Source organism: Vibrio rotiferianus (assembly GCF_002214395.1).
In the GTDB taxonomy this organism is placed as follows: domain Bacteria; phylum Pseudomonadota; class Gammaproteobacteria; order Enterobacterales; family Vibrionaceae; genus Vibrio; species Vibrio rotiferianus.
Genome location: NZ_CP018311.1, coordinates 161366 through 180078, shown reverse-complemented (window position 1 = coordinate 180078; position 18713 = coordinate 161366). Strand labels below are relative to the sequence as shown.

General features: G+C 45.6%; 17 protein-coding genes. 10 read left to right on the top strand and 7 right to left on the bottom strand.

Annotated elements, in window-relative coordinates; genetic code table 11:
• Positions 1-80: 80 nt before the first annotated feature.
• Positions 81-1742 carry an electron transfer flavoprotein-ubiquinone oxidoreductase gene (locus BSZ04_RS00995; RefSeq protein WP_088879248.1) on the bottom strand — a complete coding sequence of 554 codons (1662 nt, stop codon included), beginning with the start codon at positions 1740-1742 and terminating at the stop codon, positions 81-83.
• Between the two features lie 278 nt (positions 1743-2020).
• Here BSZ04_RS00995 and BSZ04_RS00990 point away from each other — a divergent pair, with 278 nt between their 5' ends.
• Together BSZ04_RS00990 and BSZ04_RS00985 are read left to right on the top strand one after the other, a co-directional pair.
• Complete coding sequence (locus BSZ04_RS00990; RefSeq protein WP_088879247.1) at positions 2021-2770, top strand: electron transfer flavoprotein subunit beta/FixA family protein; 750 nt, start codon at positions 2021-2023, stop codon at positions 2768-2770.
• A gap of 11 nt (positions 2771-2781) precedes the next feature.
• On the top strand, positions 2782-3747 hold the full coding sequence (locus BSZ04_RS00985; protein WP_088879246.1) for an electron transfer flavoprotein subunit alpha/FixB family protein: 966 nt from the start codon (positions 2782-2784) through the stop codon (positions 3745-3747).
• Positions 3748-4660: 913 nt separating this feature from the next.
• Here the strand turns inward: BSZ04_RS00985 and BSZ04_RS00980 are convergent.
• The 3 genes from BSZ04_RS00980 to pdhA are packed head-to-tail and all read right to left on the bottom strand — an operon-like array spanning position 4661 to position 7870.
• Positions 4661-5803 carry a dihydrolipoamide acetyltransferase family protein gene (locus BSZ04_RS00980; RefSeq protein ID WP_162531019.1) on the bottom strand — a complete coding sequence of 381 codons (1143 nt, stop codon included), beginning with the start codon at positions 5801-5803 and terminating at the stop codon, positions 4661-4663.
• Positions 5800-6783, bottom strand: coding sequence for an alpha-ketoacid dehydrogenase subunit beta (locus tag BSZ04_RS00975; RefSeq protein ID WP_071234362.1), 984 nt, complete (start codon positions 6781-6783; stop codon positions 5800-5802). The genes BSZ04_RS00980 and BSZ04_RS00975 overlap by 4 nt, the downstream gene beginning before the upstream one ends.
• Positions 6776-7870, bottom strand: coding sequence for a pyruvate dehydrogenase (acetyl-transferring) E1 component subunit alpha (gene pdhA, locus BSZ04_RS00970; RefSeq protein ID WP_088879244.1), 1095 nt, complete (start codon positions 7868-7870; stop codon positions 6776-6778). Before pdhA ends, BSZ04_RS00975 begins: the two co-directional genes overlap by 8 nt.
• 637 nt (positions 7871-8507) lie before the next feature.
• Between pdhA and BSZ04_RS00965 the strand changes: the two genes are divergently transcribed.
• The 6 genes from BSZ04_RS00965 to BSZ04_RS00940 all read left to right on the top strand — a co-directional run bounded on the left by BSZ04_RS00965 (position 8508) and on the right by BSZ04_RS00940 (position 14351).
• Positions 8508-9050, top strand: a complete 543-nt coding sequence (locus tag BSZ04_RS00965; RefSeq protein ID WP_010452238.1) for an NAD(P)H-dependent oxidoreductase — start codon at positions 8508-8510, stop codon at positions 9048-9050.
• A 6-nt stretch (positions 9051-9056) separates the two neighbouring features.
• Complete coding sequence (locus BSZ04_RS00960; protein ID WP_038886423.1) at positions 9057-10262, top strand: NupC/NupG family nucleoside CNT transporter; 1206 nt, start codon at positions 9057-9059, stop codon at positions 10260-10262.
• Positions 10263-10415: 153 nt separating this feature from the next.
• Positions 10416-10736, top strand: coding sequence for a DOPA 4,5-dioxygenase family protein (locus BSZ04_RS00955; RefSeq protein WP_010452236.1), 321 nt, complete (start codon positions 10416-10418; stop codon positions 10734-10736).
• 214 nt (positions 10737-10950) lie between these two features.
• The gene (locus BSZ04_RS00950; RefSeq protein ID WP_038886420.1) at positions 10951-11571 is read left to right on the top strand and encodes a hypothetical protein; all 621 of its coding nucleotides are present in this window, start codon (positions 10951-10953) and stop codon (positions 11569-11571) included.
• A 116-nt stretch (positions 11572-11687) separates the two neighbouring features.
• Positions 11688-13040 (top strand): molecular chaperone, encoded by a 1353-nt coding sequence (gene yegD, locus BSZ04_RS00945; protein WP_088879243.1) that lies wholly within the window; start codon positions 11688-11690, stop codon positions 13038-13040.
• Positions 13041-13310: 270 nt separating this feature from the next.
• The gene (locus tag BSZ04_RS00940; RefSeq protein ID WP_071234365.1) at positions 13311-14351 is read left to right on the top strand and encodes a Preprotein translocase subunit SecY; all 1041 of its coding nucleotides are present in this window, start codon (positions 13311-13313) and stop codon (positions 14349-14351) included.
• A gap of 157 nt (positions 14352-14508) precedes the next feature.
• Here the strand turns inward: BSZ04_RS00940 and BSZ04_RS00935 are convergent, their stop codons facing one another.
• Complete coding sequence (locus BSZ04_RS00935; RefSeq protein WP_088879242.1) at positions 14509-14844, bottom strand: hypothetical protein; 336 nt, start codon at positions 14842-14844, stop codon at positions 14509-14511.
• A 124-nt stretch (positions 14845-14968) separates the two neighbouring features.
• On the bottom strand, positions 14969-16192 hold the full coding sequence (locus BSZ04_RS00930) for a DUF5666 domain-containing protein (protein WP_088879241.1): 1224 nt from the start codon (positions 16190-16192) through the stop codon (positions 14969-14971).
• Positions 16193-16282: 90 nt separating this feature from the next.
• Here BSZ04_RS00930 and BSZ04_RS00925 point away from each other — a divergent pair, with 90 nt between their 5' ends.
• Complete coding sequence (locus BSZ04_RS00925) at positions 16283-16951, top strand: response regulator transcription factor (protein WP_088879240.1); 669 nt, start codon at positions 16283-16285, stop codon at positions 16949-16951.
• Complete coding sequence (locus BSZ04_RS00920; protein ID WP_088879239.1) at positions 16923-18176, top strand: sensor histidine kinase; 1254 nt, start codon at positions 16923-16925, stop codon at positions 18174-18176. The genes BSZ04_RS00925 and BSZ04_RS00920 overlap by 29 nt, the downstream gene beginning before the upstream one ends.
• Positions 18177-18233: 57 nt before the next feature.
• On the opposite strand, the gene BSZ04_RS00915 is transcribed toward BSZ04_RS00920, so the two are convergent.
• Positions 18234-18707 (bottom strand): BamJ family beta-barrel-assembly machinery protein, encoded by a 474-nt coding sequence (locus BSZ04_RS00915; RefSeq protein ID WP_088879238.1) that lies wholly within the window; start codon positions 18705-18707, stop codon positions 18234-18236.
• Between the last annotated feature and the right edge of the window lie 6 nt (positions 18708-18713).

The following is an 18713-nucleotide window of genomic DNA, read 5'->3' as shown; positions in this document are numbered from 1 at the left end:
TTAGCGTTGGTAAGATAACTATTAATGTTAAGCGGCATCTGGATTATTCAGATGCCGTTTTATTTTGGTTAATCCAGGGACTACATATTCTGATAACTCGGTCCACCGCCACCTTCTGGTGCTTTCCATGTAATGTTTTGCGACGGATCTTTGATGTCACAGGTTTTGCAATGCACACAATTTGCGGCATTGATTTGGAATATTCGCTCGCCTTCGACTTCTACCACTTCATACACGCCAGCAGGGCAGTAGCGCTGGCTTGGCTCATTAAACTTCTTTAAATGGACTTGAATCGGAATATGAGGATAGGCGAGTTGCAAGTGGCAAGGCTGATTCTCTTCGTGTTGTGTACCTGACAAAAATACCGATGAAGGTTTATCGAAGCTGATTACGCCATCTGGTTTCGAGTATTGAATAGGTTGGCACTCGTCGGTTGGTTTCAGTTGTTCATGATCGTGCGAAGGATCTGTGACCGTCCACGGTATTGGTTTCTTTACCAGTGGCTGCCATAGATTGTGCTCGAAGGTGGAAAGTGCGCCGCCGATCACACTGCCGAACTTATGAATATTTGCACCAAAGTTGCGTGTGTCATTAAGTTCTTCATATAACCATGAATCTTCAAACTTGGTTTGGTAATCCGGTTCCGAATTGGATTCTGTGAATGCTTCAGCAATGGCTTCTGCGGCTAACAAACCGGATTTCATTGCAGTATGGCTGCCTTTGATTTTGGCGACGTTTAAGGTGCCCGCATCACAGCCAATCAATAAACCGCCGGGGAATTGCTGTCTCGGCAGAGAAGACAACCCTCCTTTCGCTATGGCTCTTGCGCCGTAAGCGATTCGTTGAGCGCCTTTCAAATGCTGCTCGATTGCAGGGTGGTGCTTAAAGCGTTGAAATTCGTCAAACGGACTCAAGTAAGGATTGCTGTAATTTAAGTCGACAATAAGCCCAACGGCGATTTGGTTGTTCTCCATGTGATAGAGAAAACCGCCGCCTGTGGTGCTGGATTCACACAGAGGATACCCTGCAGAATGAATCACGCTGCCTGATTGACCTTTGGCATCGACAGGTAACTCCCAAATCTCTTTAAGCCCAAGCGCATAATGTTGCGGTTGTTTATCATCGTCTAAACCAAATCGTTGAATGAGCTCTTTACCTAGATGACCTCGGCACCCCTCGGCGAATACGGTGTATTTGGCTTTTAGCTCAATACCTGCTTCAAAGTTGGGTTTGGCTTCTCCTTTCTTGTCCAAACCCATGTCGCTGGTGTTTACCCCTGTAACAGCGCCAAATGCATCGTAGTTAATCGTGGATGCGGCGAAACCGGGATAGACCTCGACACCAAGTGATTCTGCTTGTTCTGCTAACCAACGACACAAGTTCGCCAAGCTGATGACGTAGTTGTTTTCGTCATTGTGCATTGGGTTAGGTGTAAGAAAGTGGGGAACACGAACGTGATTAAGTTCTGTGGTTAGGTACAAGAAGGCATCGTTTTTTACAGCTGCGGAAAGCGGCGCGCCCATGCTTTGCCAATCAGGAAAAAGTTCATCCAGTGCATGTGTTTCGAATACCGCGCCAGATAAGATATGTGCACCAACTTCTGAACCTTTCTCTACCACACAAATAGACAGCGGTTCACCTTCACGTTCTTGATTGAGTAGCGCTAAGCGGCATGCTGCACTCAAACCAGCAGGTCCGGCGCCGACAATCACCACATCAAATTCCATGCATTCTCTTTCCATCTTCTTGCTTCCTTTATGCGAAACCGTTCTTTGTGTTTCAGGTGCTTCTTCTATTACGCAGTGCTCGTATAAAGAACTATAGTCCAGTTGACGTAAACGTAAACTAAACTAAGCTCAAATGGTAACGTCATAGGGCGTGATAAAGGTTTTGAGTGACGGTGTCATGATGTGTTTTTACCAAGCAAGGTTATGAAAAAACTGAGCTTTAATGCAAATCTTTGTCGCGCATGACCCAATTGCTAGGACGCGTATCGCTTTGCGATCTGCTAGGAGGGAATGTGAAAGTACTGGTTGCGATTAAACGTGTAATTGACCCTTACGTTAAAGTAAGAGTGAAATCTGATGGTTCCGGCGTGGAAACCAACAACGTGAAGATGACGATGAACCCATTCTGTGAAATTGCGGTGGAAGAGGCGGTACGCCTTAAAGAAGCTGGGGTAGCAGAAGAGGTGTTAGTGGTGTCGATTGGTGACACTAGTTGTCAGGAACAATTGCGCTCAGCGCTTGCATTAGGTGCGGATCGTGCGATTCATATTGATGTTGAACAGTCACCAGAACCGCTTGCGGTCGCGAAGTTACTCAAAGTCGTGATGGAACAAGAACAGGCTCAATTGGTGCTTCTGGGTAAACAGTCAATCGATACGGATAACAACCAAGTCGCGCAAATGTTGGCAGCACTGTCGAATCGTCCGCAGGGGACATTTGCATCGGAAGTGAAAGTAGAAGGGGAAACGGCTCTGGTTACGCGAGAAATCGATGGTGGCTTAGAGACGCTCAAACTGGAACTGCCTGCGATCATCAGCACGGATTTGCGTTTGAATGAACCGCGTTACGCCTCGCTACCTAATATCATGAAAGCAAAGAAGAAGCCTCTATCGGTAATGACGCCAGACTTCTTTGGGGTGAGTGTTGAGCGTTCTCAGCAAGTGCTGGAAGTTATGACTCCGCCTGCCCGTAAAGCTGGCGAAATAGTTGGTAGTGTGAGCGAGTTAGTCGACAAACTCAAAAATGAAGCGAAAGTGATTTAGGAGGCATAACTATGGAAAACAAACCGTTAGCAACCTTGGTCGTTGTAGAACACGATAACCAATCACTTTCAGTCGATACACTACGCGCGTTGAGCGCTGCTTCTCAAGTTCAACAAGACGGCGCCTCTTTGCCTGTCACCGCCTTGTTAGTCGGGCACCAATGCAGCTCAGTTTTGGATGAGTTGAAGTGTGTGCAAGGTATCTCTCAGATCGTTGTGATTGATGCAGCTGAATACCAGCATGCATTGGCAGAAAACCAGTCTACCTTGATTGCCGAAGTTGGTCGGGATTATTCGCACATCCTAGCTCCTGCGAGTACCTTCGGTAAGAACTTGATGCCCCGAGTCGCTGCCTTACTGGATGTTGGGCAGTTGTCAGATGTGATTGCAATTGAATCGCTCGATACGGTTGTTCGCCCCATCTATGCCGGTAATGCGTTAGCCAGAGTTCGTTCGGACGATGCAACCAAAGTGATGACGATTCGAAGCTCAGCGTTTGACGCAATTGCTCTGTCTGACTCTCCAGTAGCCGAGAATGTCATGACGTTAGAAACGGTCATTAAGGCAGAGCACAGTGAGTTTGTTTCACAGCAAAAAGCGGAAAGCGAAAGACCAGAGCTACCAGCAGCAAACGTTGTGGTTTCTGGTGGTCGAGGGTTAGGTAGCAAAGAGAATTTTGCGCTGGTGGAACAGCTTGCAGATAAGCTTGGTGGTGCAATTGGCGCATCACGCGCTGCGGTAGACGCAGGTTTTGTCTCTAACGATTTGCAAGTTGGGCAAACGGGTAAGATTGTCGCGCCTCAACTGTACATTGCCGTGGGTATTTCCGGTGCAATTCAACATTTAGCAGGGATGAAAGATTCCAAGGTGATTGTGGCGATCAACAGTGATCCTGAAGCGCCAATCTTCAAAGTCGCAGATTATGGTTTGGTTGGTGATTTGTTTGAGATTATGCCGGAATTATTGGAGAAGGTTTAAGTTCGGTATTTGTCGGGCGCCGTTCCCTAGAGCGAAGAATGAGCGAGTAGGGAATCCCTTCTTGCTCACTACTTTAAGTCATCATTCTGAACTGCGAGGAACGAGCGTGATTCAGAATCTGTTATCAAAGTGCGCTGTGGGTTCATTACTATGAAAGCCCTCCAGTGCACTTTGCCATTAGATTCCTAGTCGCGCTTAGGCTTGCTGGAATGACACGTTAGAGTTTCTTACAAAGAATCAGAATTTTAGGACGCTTTTGTTGAATGCAGTCCTAACAGCGTCATTCCTTAGAATGAAGAATAAACGGGCAGGGGATCTCCTTGTTGCTCGCTACTTTAGGTCGTCATTCTGAACAGCGAGGAACGAGCGTGATTCAGAATCTGTTATCAAAGTGCGCTGTGGGTTCATTACTATGAAAGCCCTCCAGTGCACTTTGCCATTAGATTCCTAGTCGCGCTTAGGCTTGCTGGAATGACGCGCTAGAGTTCCCTTATGAAAATCAGATTCTTGAGGAGATTCTTGTTGAGTGCAAACCAAACAGCGTAATTCCTTAGAATGAAGAATGAACGGGCAGGGGATCTCTTTCTTGCTCACTACTTTAAGTCGTCATTCTGAACAGCGAGGAACGAGCGTGATTCAGAATCTGTTATCAAAGTGCGCTGCGGGTTCATTGCTATGAAAGTCCTTCAGTGCGCTTTGTCATTAGATTCCTAGTCGCGCTTAGGCTTGCTGGAATGATGCGCTAGAGTTTCTTCTTAATAATCAGCTTGTTAGGTCGATTTGTTGAGTGAATGCCAAACAGCGTCATTCCCTAGAGTGAAGAATGAACGAGTAGGGAATCTCTCTTTAAATTTAATCTCAAAACAAAGGGCTTCCGATCGGAAGCCCTTTTGTTATTCATGGCAAACGTTGCTTAAACGCTCGCTTTTCTTAGGTGCTCTGCCAGTACTTTTGTGAATCTTGCCGCTTCACCGCCGGTACATGCACGGTGGTCAAAAGTAATCGACAGCGGCATGGCTTTCACTGCCACAGCTTGCCCATCTCGAATTACAACCTTCTCAATGATTCGACCTGCACCGACAATCGCGACTTGTGGCGGCGTGACCACAGGCGTTGCGTATATGCCTGTAATTGCACCAAAGTTTGAGAGCGTAATGGTGGCGTGTTGCAACTGCTCACGGCCAATCTTACGTTCACGTATACCTTGTACGGTTTGGTCCAACCAACGACGTACCTCTTGCGGCTCATACTCATCAGCGTGTCGTAGAACAGGCACGTACAAACCGTGTCGGCTGTCTACGGCGATACCGATGTTCACCGTGCTGTGGACACAACGCGTCATGGTTTCTGCATCAAACCACGCATTCATGGCTGGCTCTTCCTGACACGCATGCACGATCGCTTGGACCAGACGAATACTGATGTCTTCACCTTGCTTCCAGCCTTCCAAGACAGCTTCTTCAGTAATGGTCACTGCCGCGACATTGTGGTGGGATTCCGCCATGGTCGACACCATGGTTCGGCGTGCGCCTTTAAGTACTTCTGTACCTGGACGCTGTTTGCCGGCTTCGTCGTAAATGTCGGCATCGACGATCAAACCGTCCGGACCACTGCCTTTGATCAAATCTAAATCCACACCCAGTTTCTTCGCTAATAGGCGAGCAGAAGGAAGTGCCGTGATGAGGTTATCTGGCGATGGATTGTGTTCGCCTCCAATCCAAAAATCATCCACATTCACGCTGTGTGCATGTTGGGAGACATTACCGACCACCGTTGCTGCATCGGCAGTTTGTTTCTGCTCTGAGACGGTTTGCTCTGCTCCAGTTTCATCGATTTCCAGAAGTAGAGCACCAATGTTGATTACGTCGCCTTCTTCGCCATGACGACTCACGATACGACCGCCATAAGGAGCAGGAACATCCACCGTCGCTTTTGCGGTTTCTACAGTAAGCACCACTTGATCGAGCTTGACCATATCGCCAACACTAATATGCCATTTGACAATTTCTGACTCAGCGAGACCTTCGCCGAGATCGGGTAAGTTAAACGTCTTCATTTCCAATCCTCCACGAGTTCGCGCGCGGCGAGCACAATGTCTTCTTCCTGAATCATGTAATAATCTTCGTTGCGGTAGTACGGCATGATGGTATCCATGCCCGTAACGCGTTTTGGTGGCGCTTTGAGTAGGCACATGGCATGTTCTGCGGTTTTGGCTAGTAGTTCTGAGCCGACACCACAGGTTTTGCTGGCTTCATGGACCACCAAGAGGCGTCCAGTTTTCTCAAGTGAACGGAAGATGGTCGCGGTATCAATGGGTTTGATGCTGGCTAAATCAATCACCTCAACTTCGATACCTTGATTGGACAGCGTTTGAGCCGCTTGCAGTGATTCGACAACACATGCCCCCCAAGTCACTAACGTAATGTCGCGACCTTTGCGAAGGGTAAAGCAAGTGTCGAGAGGCAGCGCTTCGCCATTATCCACCACTTCAGATTTCACTGTGCGATAGATACGTTTTGGCTCAAAGAACATCACCGGATCGTTGCTACGAATGGCTGCTAGAAGCAAACCATAAGCGCGTTGCGGTGATGAAGGAATCACAACCTTAAAGCCTGCGGTGTGAGCAAATAACGCTTCTACACTTTCAGAATGGTGCTCTGGTGCATGAATACCGCCACCAAAGGGCGCGCGGAACACTGCAGGGCAGGTGAGTCGACCACGAGTACGGTTACGCATTCGTGCCGCATGACACATCAAATGCTCTAATGCAGGGAAGACAAAGCCTTGGAATTGAAACTCTGCCACAGGTCGTAAGCCTTGCGTTGCCATGCCGACAGTGACACCGCCAATAAGCGCTTCAGCAAGAGGTGTGTCGATAACGCGCTTAAGACCGTATTTTTGTTTGAGTCCAACTGTGGCGCGGAATACACCGCCGTTGTCACCCACATCTTCGCCGAGGACGATGACATTCGGGTCGTGTTCCATTTCATGGTGCAGCGCGAGGTTCACTGCTTCAACTAACGTCAGTTCAGCCATGTTTCCCTCCCTGCATTCGCATTGCTTTGTTGATTAGCTCATCCCTTTGCGCATGAAGCTCTTGGGGTAGGGATTCATAAAGGAAGTCGAGGCCCGTTTCAGGCGCTTGATTCGGCATATTGAGATAACGTTCAACGGCGAGTTCAACTTGTTCTTTGCAGTGGGTTTGCCACTCTTGCTCTTTCTCGTTACTCCAAACGCCTTGATTGATGAGAAAGGCTTTAAGTCGACGGACGGGCTCATATTGCCAAGCCGTTTGAACTTCATCCTCGTTACGATAACGGGTCGCATCGTCGGCAGTGGTGTGATCGCTCAAGCGGTAACTTACGGCTTCTATTAACGTTGCGCCTTTGCCTTTTCTCGCTCGTTCAAGGGCGGTCATTGTTGCGTCAAACACGGCGACTACGTCGTTGCCATCCACCGTAATACCGGGGATGCCGGCGCCTTTGGCTTTTTCTGAGAGAAATTCCGCAGCGCATTGCAAACTACGCGGTACGGAGATCGCCCATTGGTTGTTGTTTACGACGAACACCAGTGGAATGTTCCATGCGCCCGCACAGTTAACGGATTCGAGGAAGTCGCCTTTTGATGTTGCGCCGTCACCACACATCACCAAGGCTGCATCGTGATTACCTTGGATTTTCAGCGCTGCCGCAACACCAACGGCATGGGTGCACTGAGTAGCGATTGGGACACAGAAGGGGAGGTCTTTGCTAGGAAAAGGGCTGCCTTCGGGTGCGAAGTCGCTTCCGCGCTCATCGCCTCCCCAGTATTGCAGGTTCTTTTCCATTCCTATGCCACGACACCACATGGCAGGCATGTCGCGATAGTATGGAACAAAGACGTCACTGGCTTTTAGCGCTCTGCCTACGGCAATCCCAATGGCTTCCGAGCCAAGATGCGAAGGGTAGGTGCCTAATTTACCAGTGCGTTGCAGGGCAACGGCTTTGTTATCGTAGGTGCGAGTTAATACCATATCTTGGTAAAACCCGACCAAGGTTTCTAGATCAGCCCAGTTGGGTAGTTGGCTGACGAGGTTCCCATCATGGTCGATAAACCGATGCATGGGTAATGCCTGAACGTTCATCTCAAGCTCCTTTTGACGCTGCGGGTCTTTTGGACTGCAGCTGCTCATAGTTAAATCAAAGTCTGTATGGGTACTCAGTCTTTGATATCAGCGCAAAAGGTTATACCTAGGATTGCAGTTGTTTTTGTTAGTTATCGACGCACCTCTTTTCCGTCTCTCTAGCAAAACCGTGTTGTGGTAAACACAAGGCGACATCTCATACTGCTGTTTACACCGCCTAATCCAGTGATGAATCTTGGTATAACCAGATATAGTAAGTGTAAACAAATTGTTAAATTGTGCTTTAATTTGAGTTATCTTCATCAGTAAAGTTTCGCTTACACCGCACTTTTCTAGGATAAAACACTGCTTTTTAGAATTGTAAGTTTTCAAAGTTGAAGGGATTCACTGAGCTTGACATGAAAATTGTAATAAAATTGTGTTGTGAAATTTCACAGAGGATACGTTTTAATCTGCAGGGTTTATGTATGAACTTTTGAGCTCTCTCGTCAAGGGAGGGACATTTGTCCTCTAGATTTCGCCACGACGGCGTTACCATAAACACGAAAATTATCAATACAACAGAAAGGTGCTTTGCTCTTCCTTGTTCTTACTGGCAGTGGGAAAATGAGCGCACTAATAATTATAGGGCAACGCCATGAACGTACTCGTTATTAATGGTCATCCAAATTTGGACCGTTCTTACGCAAACTCTGAAATCCTATCCCATTTCTCTCAGAACACGAGTTGGCAGATTGCAAATGCCACAGATTTTACTGGAGATATAAAATCTGAGCAGCAACGTCTTCTTAGTTCTGATCTGGTTGTTATTCAGTTCCCACTTTACTGGAGTACGTTTCCATCAGTATTAAAAGAGTGGATCGATCAAGTATTTACCTATGGATTTGCTTTTGGTCCAAATGGAAGCCAGTTAAAAAACAAAAAAGTGTTGTTTTCAATCACGGCCGGGGCGACAGCAGAATCATACTCTGAATCTGGTTTTAACTTTATGCCTCTAGAGTGTTATCAGCGAGCGTTTGAACATGCATTTAAAGCTGCTGAAATGAATATTGTCGACACCGTCGTTACATTTGAAATGAATGCCATTCCAGAGGAAGGCGGTGATGTAGAAAAAACCATCGAGTTAGCTCACCAGCACGCAAGTCAGGTTATCAAAGTCGTAGATTCTCACAACGGATAAAACATTATGCTTCAGTCATTACTTGGTATCGCCGTATTACTCGGTGTGGGCTTCCTATGCTCAGAAAACAGAAAACAAATTAGTTGGCGTGCGGTTTCTGGCGCGTTTGGAATCATCTTGGTTGTTGCGGGCTTTGTGTTGGCAACAGATATTGGTGCAGATGTATTGCTATCAGTGTCTAGTGCAGTCGGCAAGGTGTTTAGCTATGGCACGGAAGGCATTAAGTTTGCGTTTGGTAGCTTAGTGAACTTCAGCGTTGATGGTATAGGGTTTATTTGGGCGCTACAGGTTCTTCCACAAATCATTTTCACAGCGTCACTGACCTCCCTTCTTTACTACTTAGGCATCATGCAGTGGTTCGTTCGAATCATTGGTGGTGGATTGCAGCGAGTGCTGGGAACATCTCGTGCAGAGTCAATGAACGCCGCTGGTAACATTGTATTAGGTCAAACAGAAGCTCCGTTGCTGGTGAAGCCATACCATCGCGTACTAACACGAGCACAGATCTTCGCTATTATGGTGGGTGGCTTGTCGTCTATTGCAGGCTCAATTCTGGCAGGTCTTGCAGGCATGGGTGTTGATCTCAATTACTTAATCATGGCGTGTTTTATGTCTGCACCTGCAGGATTGATGTTCGCAAAGTTGATCATCCCTGAAACAGAAGAAACGATCGATGAAGTGCCAGAACTGCCAGATAATGAAAAACCGACGAGCTTTATTGATGCGGTAGCGAAGGGCGCGATCGCAGGCACCTCTATTGCGGCAATTGTGGGTGCGGTCATTATCTCATGTATTGGCTTAATGGCGATGTTAAATGGCGGCTTGGGTGCGATAGGAGAGTTCTTTGGGTTTAATGGCTTAACGGTTGATGTCATCCTTGGCGTTCTATTCTCTCCTGTTGCTTGGCTGATTGGTGTTCCTTGGGGCGAAGCCATGAGTGCAGGGGCATTTTTGGGCCAGAAAATTGCCCTTAATGAGTTCGTTGCGTTCGCAAGTATGGGTGGGGTAGAACTGAGCGATCGTACAACAGCGATCATGACCATTGCTTTATGTGGCTTTGCTAACATTGGCTCGGTTGCAATGGTTTGTGGTGCACTAAGCAGCATGATCCCAGATAGAGCGGGTGTTATCGGTAAGCTAGGCATGAAAGTACTACTTGCTGCAACTCTTGCAAACCTGATGAACGCAGCAATTGTTGGTTTGTTCGTTTAGATATTTAAAATTGAGTCGAGTTGCTCTAAAACGCCACCTTGTATCATTTACGGGTGGCGTTTTTTATTTGTTATGTTATACCGATGTTTCTTGGGTGCTAAGCGATGCACTTAGGGGTATTTACCTAAAAACAAACAACCAGTTGGAGAGACGATGTATCACGCTCATATCTATTATCCTTTAATCCATGAACAGAAAGCGCAGCAACTGAGTGACCTCATCCGCGAGCAAAGACAAGATGTACTTAGAGTATTCCCGCTGGTGAACAGACTTGTAGGTCCTCATAAAATGCCTATGTTTGAACTACACATGGAGTCGGTAAGCGATGAGTTTGTATCATGGTTAGATGCGCATCGTGGTGACTTCTCCGTGTTAATTCATCCCGTCAGCGAAGAAGAGCTTATTGATCATACTGTTCGCGCCATATGGCTTGGCCGTGAGCTTGGTATTTTTGAAGATAAGTTAGACGCTTAAGCGGTAAAGTCTCCCTCTCTCGGTAAGCGTGCTTAAGCAATGTGTGCTAAACCTAAATATGAGGCGGTAGTTATTTTTCCACCTCATAAATAGAGATAATCATTAGTGCTTAATCAGGCGTTAAGGTTAACTTAACTCTTAATTTTTAGGGAAGTGCAGTTTACGACCCCAACGCTATTGGCAATAAAAGTGACGTTTTCTGAGGGGGAGGGGTATGCTAACACTACTTCTAGTCGTACTTGCACTTTATATCTTTTGGTTGCTGTTTAGGAATGGACCAGCCTTTGCTGAGCATGAGCCCAAGAGCGATAAAAGCTGGGTTGGGCCAACAAGCAACATAGAAGAGTGGCGCGGCTATTGTCATAATGTTGTCCAACCGTTTAGTTCTCAAACGTCGTTTTATGCCATTGCCTACTTTGCGAATTTTGTTGCTGCCGCGAATGCGATTTCATGGTCTACGGTCTACGAAGGGGATTACCCAGTTATCATAAGTCGTTTTGGTAGCTATTTTATCCTGTCAACACATGATGCGTTGCTTACCTCAGGCTTTGTTGCATTAGCTATTTTTATTATCAATTGGCAACTTGCTGTCCATTGTGCAGGTATTCTTAGCCAGTTCCTTGTAAGAGTCTTAATTATTAATCGCACACGCTTTGTCGCGATTAGTCTGGTGTTTTGCAGTTATTTTGCTTACCTACTGACCGTCGGTATCTTTTGGTTGTTTCAAGAACGTTATTCTATTTGGGATGGTCTAAAACTATCCCCGGTATTTCTCATTCTGGCGCTTTTGCTTGCGTTTGGTTTACCCTCAATGAAGCGTAAGCCTTCCAAATAAATGATGAAGTTGCAGAGAATTAAAGGGGAGTGGACAGGAAGCGGAGCTATTCGCCTGTAGCATTTGTATAAGCATTGATGTAGCATTGCCGACCTTTTTCGTCAGTGGGAGGATTTATGTATATCGGCTTTGACTACGGCACCGCAAACTGTTCGGTGGCGAAAATGGAACAGGGTGAGCCTAAGTTGCTCAAGCTTGAGGGAGCGAATCCCTACATTCCTTCCACCCTTTCTGCACCGACTCGTGAGTCGGTTTCTGAACACCTTTTCCGACATCGAGACATCAAGCCTTTTGATCAGGTCGGGGAGCAGGTGTTACGTCGTGCAATTAACTTCAATCGTGAAGAAAGCATAGACCTTGAACTTGAAGATATGGCTTTTGGTCAAGCTGCATTAGAGCGCTATCTTGCAGATCCTCAAGACATCTATTATGTGAAATCGCCAAAATCATTTTTGGGCGCATCGGGTTTACGCGACGTACAGCTCAGTTTTTTTGAGGACTTAGTATGTGCAATGATGGATAACATTAAGTCTCAGGCAGAGAACGATGCACAACAGTCAATTACTGATGCTGTGATTGGTCGTCCAATAAACTTCCACGGTCGTGGAGGAGAGGCTGCCAATATTCAAGCTGAAAATATCCTGTTACGTGCGGCGCAACGAGCTGGTTTTCGGAATGTTGAGTTTCAGTTTGAACCGGTTGCTGCTGGTCTGGAATATGAAGCTACGCTTACCGAAGACAAAACTGTATTAGTGGTCGATATTGGCGGGGGTACTACAGACTGTTCACTTATCCAAATGGGCCCATCTTGGCGCGGAAAGGCTGATCGTACAGCAAGCTTGTTATCACATAGTGGGCAACGTATTGGTGGAAATGACCTAGACATTGCGTTGGCATTTAAAAAGCTGATGTTCCCGTTTGGTATGGAAAGCAAGATGGAGTCAGGAATTGTCATGCCAACGACTCAGTTCTGGAACCCAATTGCGATTAACAATGTTGAAGCTCAAAATGACTTCTACTCGCGTGAAAATCTAGCCGCGCTGAAACTGCTCCACAAACAAGCGCAAGAGCCACAAAAGCTTGCTCGTTTATTGGAGGTCTACCATGAATCGCTAGGTTACAACATTGTCCGCCGAGCAGAAGAGGCAAAGGTTGCTTTGTCTGAAGAGCCATCCTATCGAGCTGGCATTAATTTGCTATCTGAGCTGATTGAAGTTGATGTGTTACGTGATGAGATGATTGACGCTATTGAGTCTCCAAAAACAAAAATGACTGAGCTTGTAGCAGAAGCAGTAAACCTCGCAGGGGTAACTCCAGATGCAATCTTCATGACCGGGGGATCGGCACGCTCGCCAATATTGCGTGAAGCAGTACAAACCGTGTTGCCAAATATTCCTGTTGTTAGTGGCAACTACTTCGGTTCCGTAACCGCAGGTTTGGCGCGTTGGGCTGACGTTTGTTTTAAGTAGTTACTTCTTACTTCCTTTCTATGCAAACGCCTCGCTTCTTTGAGGCGTTTCTATTTCTTGTAAATGGCACACATTTCCCTAAATGGGTGGCTGCACATTATCCTTAATTTGTTGGTAAATAGTGCAAAGTGAATAACTAATCTTCGGTTGGCTCTCGTTTACTGAATTATGACAGTAATTTCGTTTAGGATACGTTACTCTCTCGCACCTTTATATCGCTCGTAGCGCCCGAAAAATAAGGGCTCTGCGGAAAAATAAGAATTTCTGATAATGAAATACGAACAACAAATCGGATATCGATATCCTAAAGGTCGATTTGCGATGGTGAGTGTTTACGCGTTCACTGGTGCAGCCATTTTAGCATCGACCATTTTTTCTCTTCTCTTGTTTTTGTCTATTGATGAAAACCCGATGATGCAAGCATTGTTTGGCGGTTTGGCAATTATCTTTGAAGCAGGTAAGTTCTACGCTTGGTATGAATATGGGGAGCGTAGAGCACATAGGAATTTTTCTGGCGCCCTGACTGCTTTAGTCTTTTATCTGGTACTTGCTGCTATTTCGATTGGAGGCAGTATTGGTGGTATTAACAGTGCGACTAATACAGCGCAAAGTCATATATCGGTAGAGCAAGCAAAAGTAGACGCGTACAACCGTCAAATCGCTTCGATAGATCAGCAGATTGAATTGAATAATTTGGCTGCTGAGAAATATATTCAGATGGAACGTATCGCAACAGGTGTTGCGCGCATTCAAGAGCAAAACAATAAGCTGCGTGAAGAGCAACAACGATTAGCTACAGAGCGTGATAGCTTGCCTCCAGTCGCACAAGGCTCAGTGATTGGTTTGATTGACAGCTTGGCAAAAGCATTTGGTACGACATCATCACAAGCGCAGTTGGGCTTAGTTGTGTTCTTGTCTATCTTGTTGGATTTTTTTGCAGCGTTCTTTGTTGGCTTGATTGGTGAGGAACAACGTTTCCGCCATTATTTCAGACGTTATAATGGAGTTACTCTGGAAGCTATAAAAGACATTGAACCAGAACCAGCGGGATATTTGCCTCACATTAAAGAAGAGGATGAATCTGAAGCGAACGACTCAATAGAGCCAGAAGAGCCAAAAACACTATTAGAACAGGTGAGTGAATCACTTAAGAATCACCAAATTACGTGTACCAAGAAGGCTGTAGCGAAACATTTCAGACTCTCAGCTGAAGAAGTCGATAAGGTATTTGAAGAGCTAAGCGAACTCGGTTTAGTCGGTAAGAAAGCCAATCACCATTATCATTGGATTGGTCAGGCTGAAGCGGCTTAAGCGCCGTGAATTAAGAATGAGAGAGCGTCCAGATGGACGCTCTTTTTTGTTTATTTTAAACCGATATTCACCCAGCCTATTCATATCGTTCTGAGATTAATCCGAGATGACCTTCTTGGTGGTGTTTTGAAGCGGTTTCTTTTGTCATTTCAGAAGACTAGTCGTTGGCGAGGTCAATTTCTCTTGCGATATTATGATCATTCATCACAACGCCATCGACCTCAATGGTTGCACCATCTAAGTTGGCTTCCTGAATACCATCAAGTTGAGTGTTGGTATCAATCAGCACGGTTTTGGTCTGGAATTCTGGTCCGTGGTCATTTTGACAGGCAAGGACAAAAGTTCGGGAGCTGGCATCGTAGCTGTTTACTAAGCCTGTACATTCAAAAGACTCTATTCTCTCGGACGTGTCATTGTTATCTGTTGCAGCAAAGCTGCTTGCTGAAGCAAAAGCGCCGAAAAACATAATTAAAGGCAGTGTCATTTTACGCATTATTATTCCCTCATTTGGTCATACGTATCTGTATTAAAGATTGAAAAGAAAAGTTGATACGAGTAAGAGGGAGAAGCACCACGGGCGCAGTGCTTCTGGTTGTGTTTTTGGGCTTAGTGGCTTTTTAATCCTCGGCTTCCCAAGGTTCAATCTCAAGTGCAACATTAGTGTTGTTGATGATAGTACCTTCCACTTCTACGTGTTTATTGGCGATGTTTGAAAATGACAGACCATCTTCATACATTGTTTTGCCATTTACGACCACGCTTGAGTTATCTATGGTTTGGTTTAGGTCATTCCAACAGTGGTCGATATCGAAAGTTGCTTTATCCACACCGTTTACTTTGTAGTTGGATACCCAGCCAGAACATTCAAACTCATTAACGTTCCAGTCATCATCGTTATCGTCTGCCCAGTCTGGTTTCTCAAACTCTACGTGAGTTGCAACAGGTGTGTTTGCGGTTCCCAATACAGAAGTGACTTCAACCTCAGCGCCTACTGCCAAGTTTGAAATCAACGACGGATTACAAAGTGCGTCATCATCACTTTGGAAGCAGGTTTTGCTATCAATTACAAACGTACCACGGTAGTTCAGTTCAAATGCACTCTGGTCTTGGTTTACCCAAGTAACGATACCTTCAACATCATTATCACCAGCTAATTGGTTGTAGTTTTCAATCTCTACATAAGAAGCATCGAAGACATTTCCATTGAAAGAACCTTCCGCTTCCACCCATTGACCTACTTGTAGGTCTGCAATGCGGTCATAAGCGACCGTGACATTTGCGCCAAGTTTGAACTCTTTCTTATTGAGATCAATGCTTGAAATTCGACCTTCGATTTCATCTTTTTCAGAAAAATCGGATTCAAATTTCACTACTGAAAGAACTTTATATTGGTCGTTCGCTGCGGGTAGAGAAGAAACCATTACCCAGTCACCACTTTCGATATCTGACTTATTAAGATCTGGATAGACAAGCTCAAAACCGTTAATGGTGAACTTGCCAGTGGTTTTATCAATGATCTGAATGTGACCCGTCATGGTTGGCTCTAGTGTGACAATAACGGGTGCGTTAGAGGATTTTTCTTTGCCAGAACCGACTTGTACCATCATATTAGGCTTAATCGAAGCCAGGTTGGTTTGCTTCCCGCCATACATCACTTCTGATACGCGGTAAGTGTAACCATTTACGGTGATTGAATCGTTTTCACTGTTCACAGACTCTACCGTACCGATAACGGTACTCGGTTTTGCAGTAGGCTGGGTAGAAGAGTTACTGCTGTCTCCAGAACCGCCACAACCTGATAATACCAACCCCACTGCTGCTACAAGCGCTAATTTTTTCATTATTTGGACCTATTTTTGAAAGCTTCTTTATGAATTTGGTTGTATCTTATGGCGCGTATTGTGAAGTGATCGTGAAGAAACGTGAGCCCTATGAAAATTTTAATTGTCGACGATAATCACAATGGCTCAGAGACCATTGCTGATTATTTGGAACTCGAGGGAATGACTATTGATTGCGCATACCATGGAGAGGCGGCGCTAAATCTAATCCGAGATAATCATTACGATGTCATCATTATGGACATCATGATGCCGAAGCTTGATGGCATCAGTACGGTCGAGAAACTTCGTCATGAATTCTTGTGCGGTACACCCATTCTATTCTTAACTGCGAAAGATACCTTAGACGATAAAGTGGCAGCATTTAATGCGGGTGGCGATGACTATTTGATGAAGCCTTTTGCCATGCAAGAGCTGAGCTTAAGAGTTCATGCATTGGCTAATAGAGGGCCTAGGCAAGATATCGGCACTCTAAAATTTGCGGACATAGCGCTGGATGTGAGGACTGATGAAGTCACCCGAATGGGCAAACACATTAAACTGAGTCGTATCCAAACTACCATTCTTAAATTACTGCTCAAGCGTGCCCCTGCCGCGGTATCGCGTTCAGAAGTTATTGATAACGTATGGGGTGATGAGCCGCCTGGTAGTGATGCATTAAGAAGCCATATTTACGGTTTGAGAACGGCACTTGATAAAGGTTTTGATGATTCCAGATTAGAGACAATTCATGGACAAGGCTACCGACTCAAAGCATAAAGAATATCCGAGCATATATCGTAAAATCCGTTGGGGCTTTGGCTTAATGACCTTTGCAATGTTTACATTGTTTTGGTCATTGATTTACGTTGCTGAAAATAAGCTTGAAGTATTGAGTCTACACCACTGGCTTGATACTGAAGTTGAACTCTACAAAGACAATTACCAAAAAATGGGCTGGGATGCACCGCTACCTAATGTAATGGAGTTTGATACCTATTGGAGTGAAGCTCCCACACCAAGTTGGTTATTATCGTTTAAGTTCCCTGGATTTTATGAGTATTTGCTAGGCGATGAAGACAAGCACTTTGTGGTGTTTGACCACCCTTCAGGAAAAGGGGTGATGTACATTGTTTTTCAAGATGACTCCGATGATTATCTTGATGAATACGAAAGCTCGTTACATCAATTTACCTTCCTGTTAGGCGGGGTGTTTTCAATAATCATGGTGGGATATGGCGTTTATATGGTGCGTATTCTGTCTCGCCCACTGACTAAGATTGAAGATAAAATTGCTTATATGCCGCCAGATCAACCAATGTTTGAAGTGGATACCAACTTTAGCGAAACACGCCATATAGAACAGACACTACTGGACAGTAAGAATGAAATCGCGGGTTATTTTCGCCGTGAGCAGGAGTTCAGCCGTTTTGCATCGCATGAGTTGCGTACCCCAATCATGGTAATCAAAGGTTCTGCTGATATTCTCAGTCGGGTGCCAGAGCAGCCACGGGTGGCACAGAAAGCAATAACACGAATGCAGTCAGCTGGTGAAGAAATGCGAGTGCTGACAGAGGCGTTCCTTTTACTAGGCAAAGAGAAAATTGAGCCACAACACTACGGCGACCATGAGTTGCTCTCATGCCTTAATAGACAGTTGGAAGAGCTAGCCCCTCTTTTTGCTAAACAAGGTGCGGAGTATCAGCTAAAAGAGAGCGCCAGTGGTGTAGCACATGCTCCGGAAAGCTTTGTCACCATTGTGATTAATAATCTGATTAAGAACGCGTTCAGCTACAGTGTGGGTGACATCGAGATCGAGCTAGATAGTACAGAGTTAGTTGTGACAAATCGTCACGATGGCAATGAAACATACAACGCTGGATATGGGTGTGGCTTAGTGATTGTGCAGCGTATCTGTGAGCGAATGAATTGGCACTTTGAGCTAGAAGACGATGGAGTAAGGTTTACCGCGAGAGTGGGCTTTAGAGCGGATATAGCGGAGTAATTAAAAGGCCTTGTCGTTGAGCGATAAGGCCTTTAAAGATTTAAAGCGTGTCACGCATTACTGGATATCTAGTAGCTCTACGTCAAAAATAAGTACGCTTGCTGGAGGGATAGGGCCTGAGCCACTTTTCCCGTAACCTAGAGTGCTTGGCACGAATAGGCGGATTTTTTCACCAACAACCATATGTTGAAGGCCTTCTTGCCAACCTTTGATTACTTGGTTAAGACCAAAAGAAATTGGCTCGCCGCGATTTACAGAGCTGTCAAATACAGTTCCATCAATAAGAGTGCCGTGGTAGTGCACTTTTACTTTGCTATTTGCAGTTGGGTGAACATCCCCTGTTCCTGCCTCTAGGACTAGATACTGAAGGCCACTCTCAGTGGTAATCACACCTTCTTTTTTGCCGTTCTCTAGTAGGAACTCTTGACCTTTAGCGAAGTTTTCATCTGCGACCTTGTGGTTTGTCCATGTACGATAGATAAAGAAACCGGCAAGAATGAAGATAATAATAGGAAACAGAAATTTAGACACAGTGGC

Bases quoted from the DNA above. Each gene is read 5' to 3' on its own strand.
- BSZ04_RS00950 (WP_038886420.1), top strand. From the start codon at position 10,951: ATGCTAACACTACTTCTAGTCGTACTTGCACTTTATATCTTTTGGTTG.
- BSZ04_RS00940 (WP_071234365.1), top strand. From the start codon at position 13,311: ATGAAATACGAACAACAAATCGGATATCGATATCCTAAAGGTCGATTT.
- yegD (WP_088879243.1), top strand. From the start codon at position 11,688: ATGTATATCGGCTTTGACTACGGCACCGCAAACTGTTCGGTGGCGAAA.
- BSZ04_RS00980 (WP_162531019.1), bottom strand. From the start codon at position 5,803: ATGAAGACGTTTAACTTACCCGATCTCGGCGAAGGTCTCGCTGAGTCA.
- BSZ04_RS00955 (WP_010452236.1), top strand. From the start codon at position 10,416: ATGTATCACGCTCATATCTATTATCCTTTAATCCATGAACAGAAAGCG.
- pdhA (WP_088879244.1), bottom strand. From the start codon at position 7,870: ATGAACGTTCAGGCATTACCCATGCATCGGTTTATCGACCATGATGGG.
- BSZ04_RS00935 (WP_088879242.1), bottom strand. From the start codon at position 14,844: ATGCGTAAAATGACACTGCCTTTAATTATGTTTTTCGGCGCTTTTGCT.
- BSZ04_RS00995 (WP_088879248.1), bottom strand. From the start codon at position 1,742: ATGGAAAGAGAATGCATGGAATTTGATGTGGTGATTGTCGGCGCCGGA.
- BSZ04_RS00975 (WP_071234362.1), bottom strand. From the start codon at position 6,783: ATGGCTGAACTGACGTTAGTTGAAGCAGTGAACCTCGCGCTGCACCAT.
- BSZ04_RS00985 (WP_088879246.1), top strand. From the start codon at position 2,782: ATGGAAAACAAACCGTTAGCAACCTTGGTCGTTGTAGAACACGATAAC.
- BSZ04_RS00930 (WP_088879241.1), bottom strand. From the start codon at position 16,192: ATGAAAAAATTAGCGCTTGTAGCAGCAGTGGGGTTGGTATTATCAGGT.
- BSZ04_RS00920 (WP_088879239.1), top strand. From the start codon at position 16,923: ATGGACAAGGCTACCGACTCAAAGCATAAAGAATATCCGAGCATATAT.
- BSZ04_RS00925 (WP_088879240.1), top strand. From the start codon at position 16,283: ATGAAAATTTTAATTGTCGACGATAATCACAATGGCTCAGAGACCATT.
- BSZ04_RS00965 (WP_010452238.1), top strand. From the start codon at position 8,508: ATGAACGTACTCGTTATTAATGGTCATCCAAATTTGGACCGTTCTTAC.
- BSZ04_RS00960 (WP_038886423.1), top strand. From the start codon at position 9,057: ATGCTTCAGTCATTACTTGGTATCGCCGTATTACTCGGTGTGGGCTTC.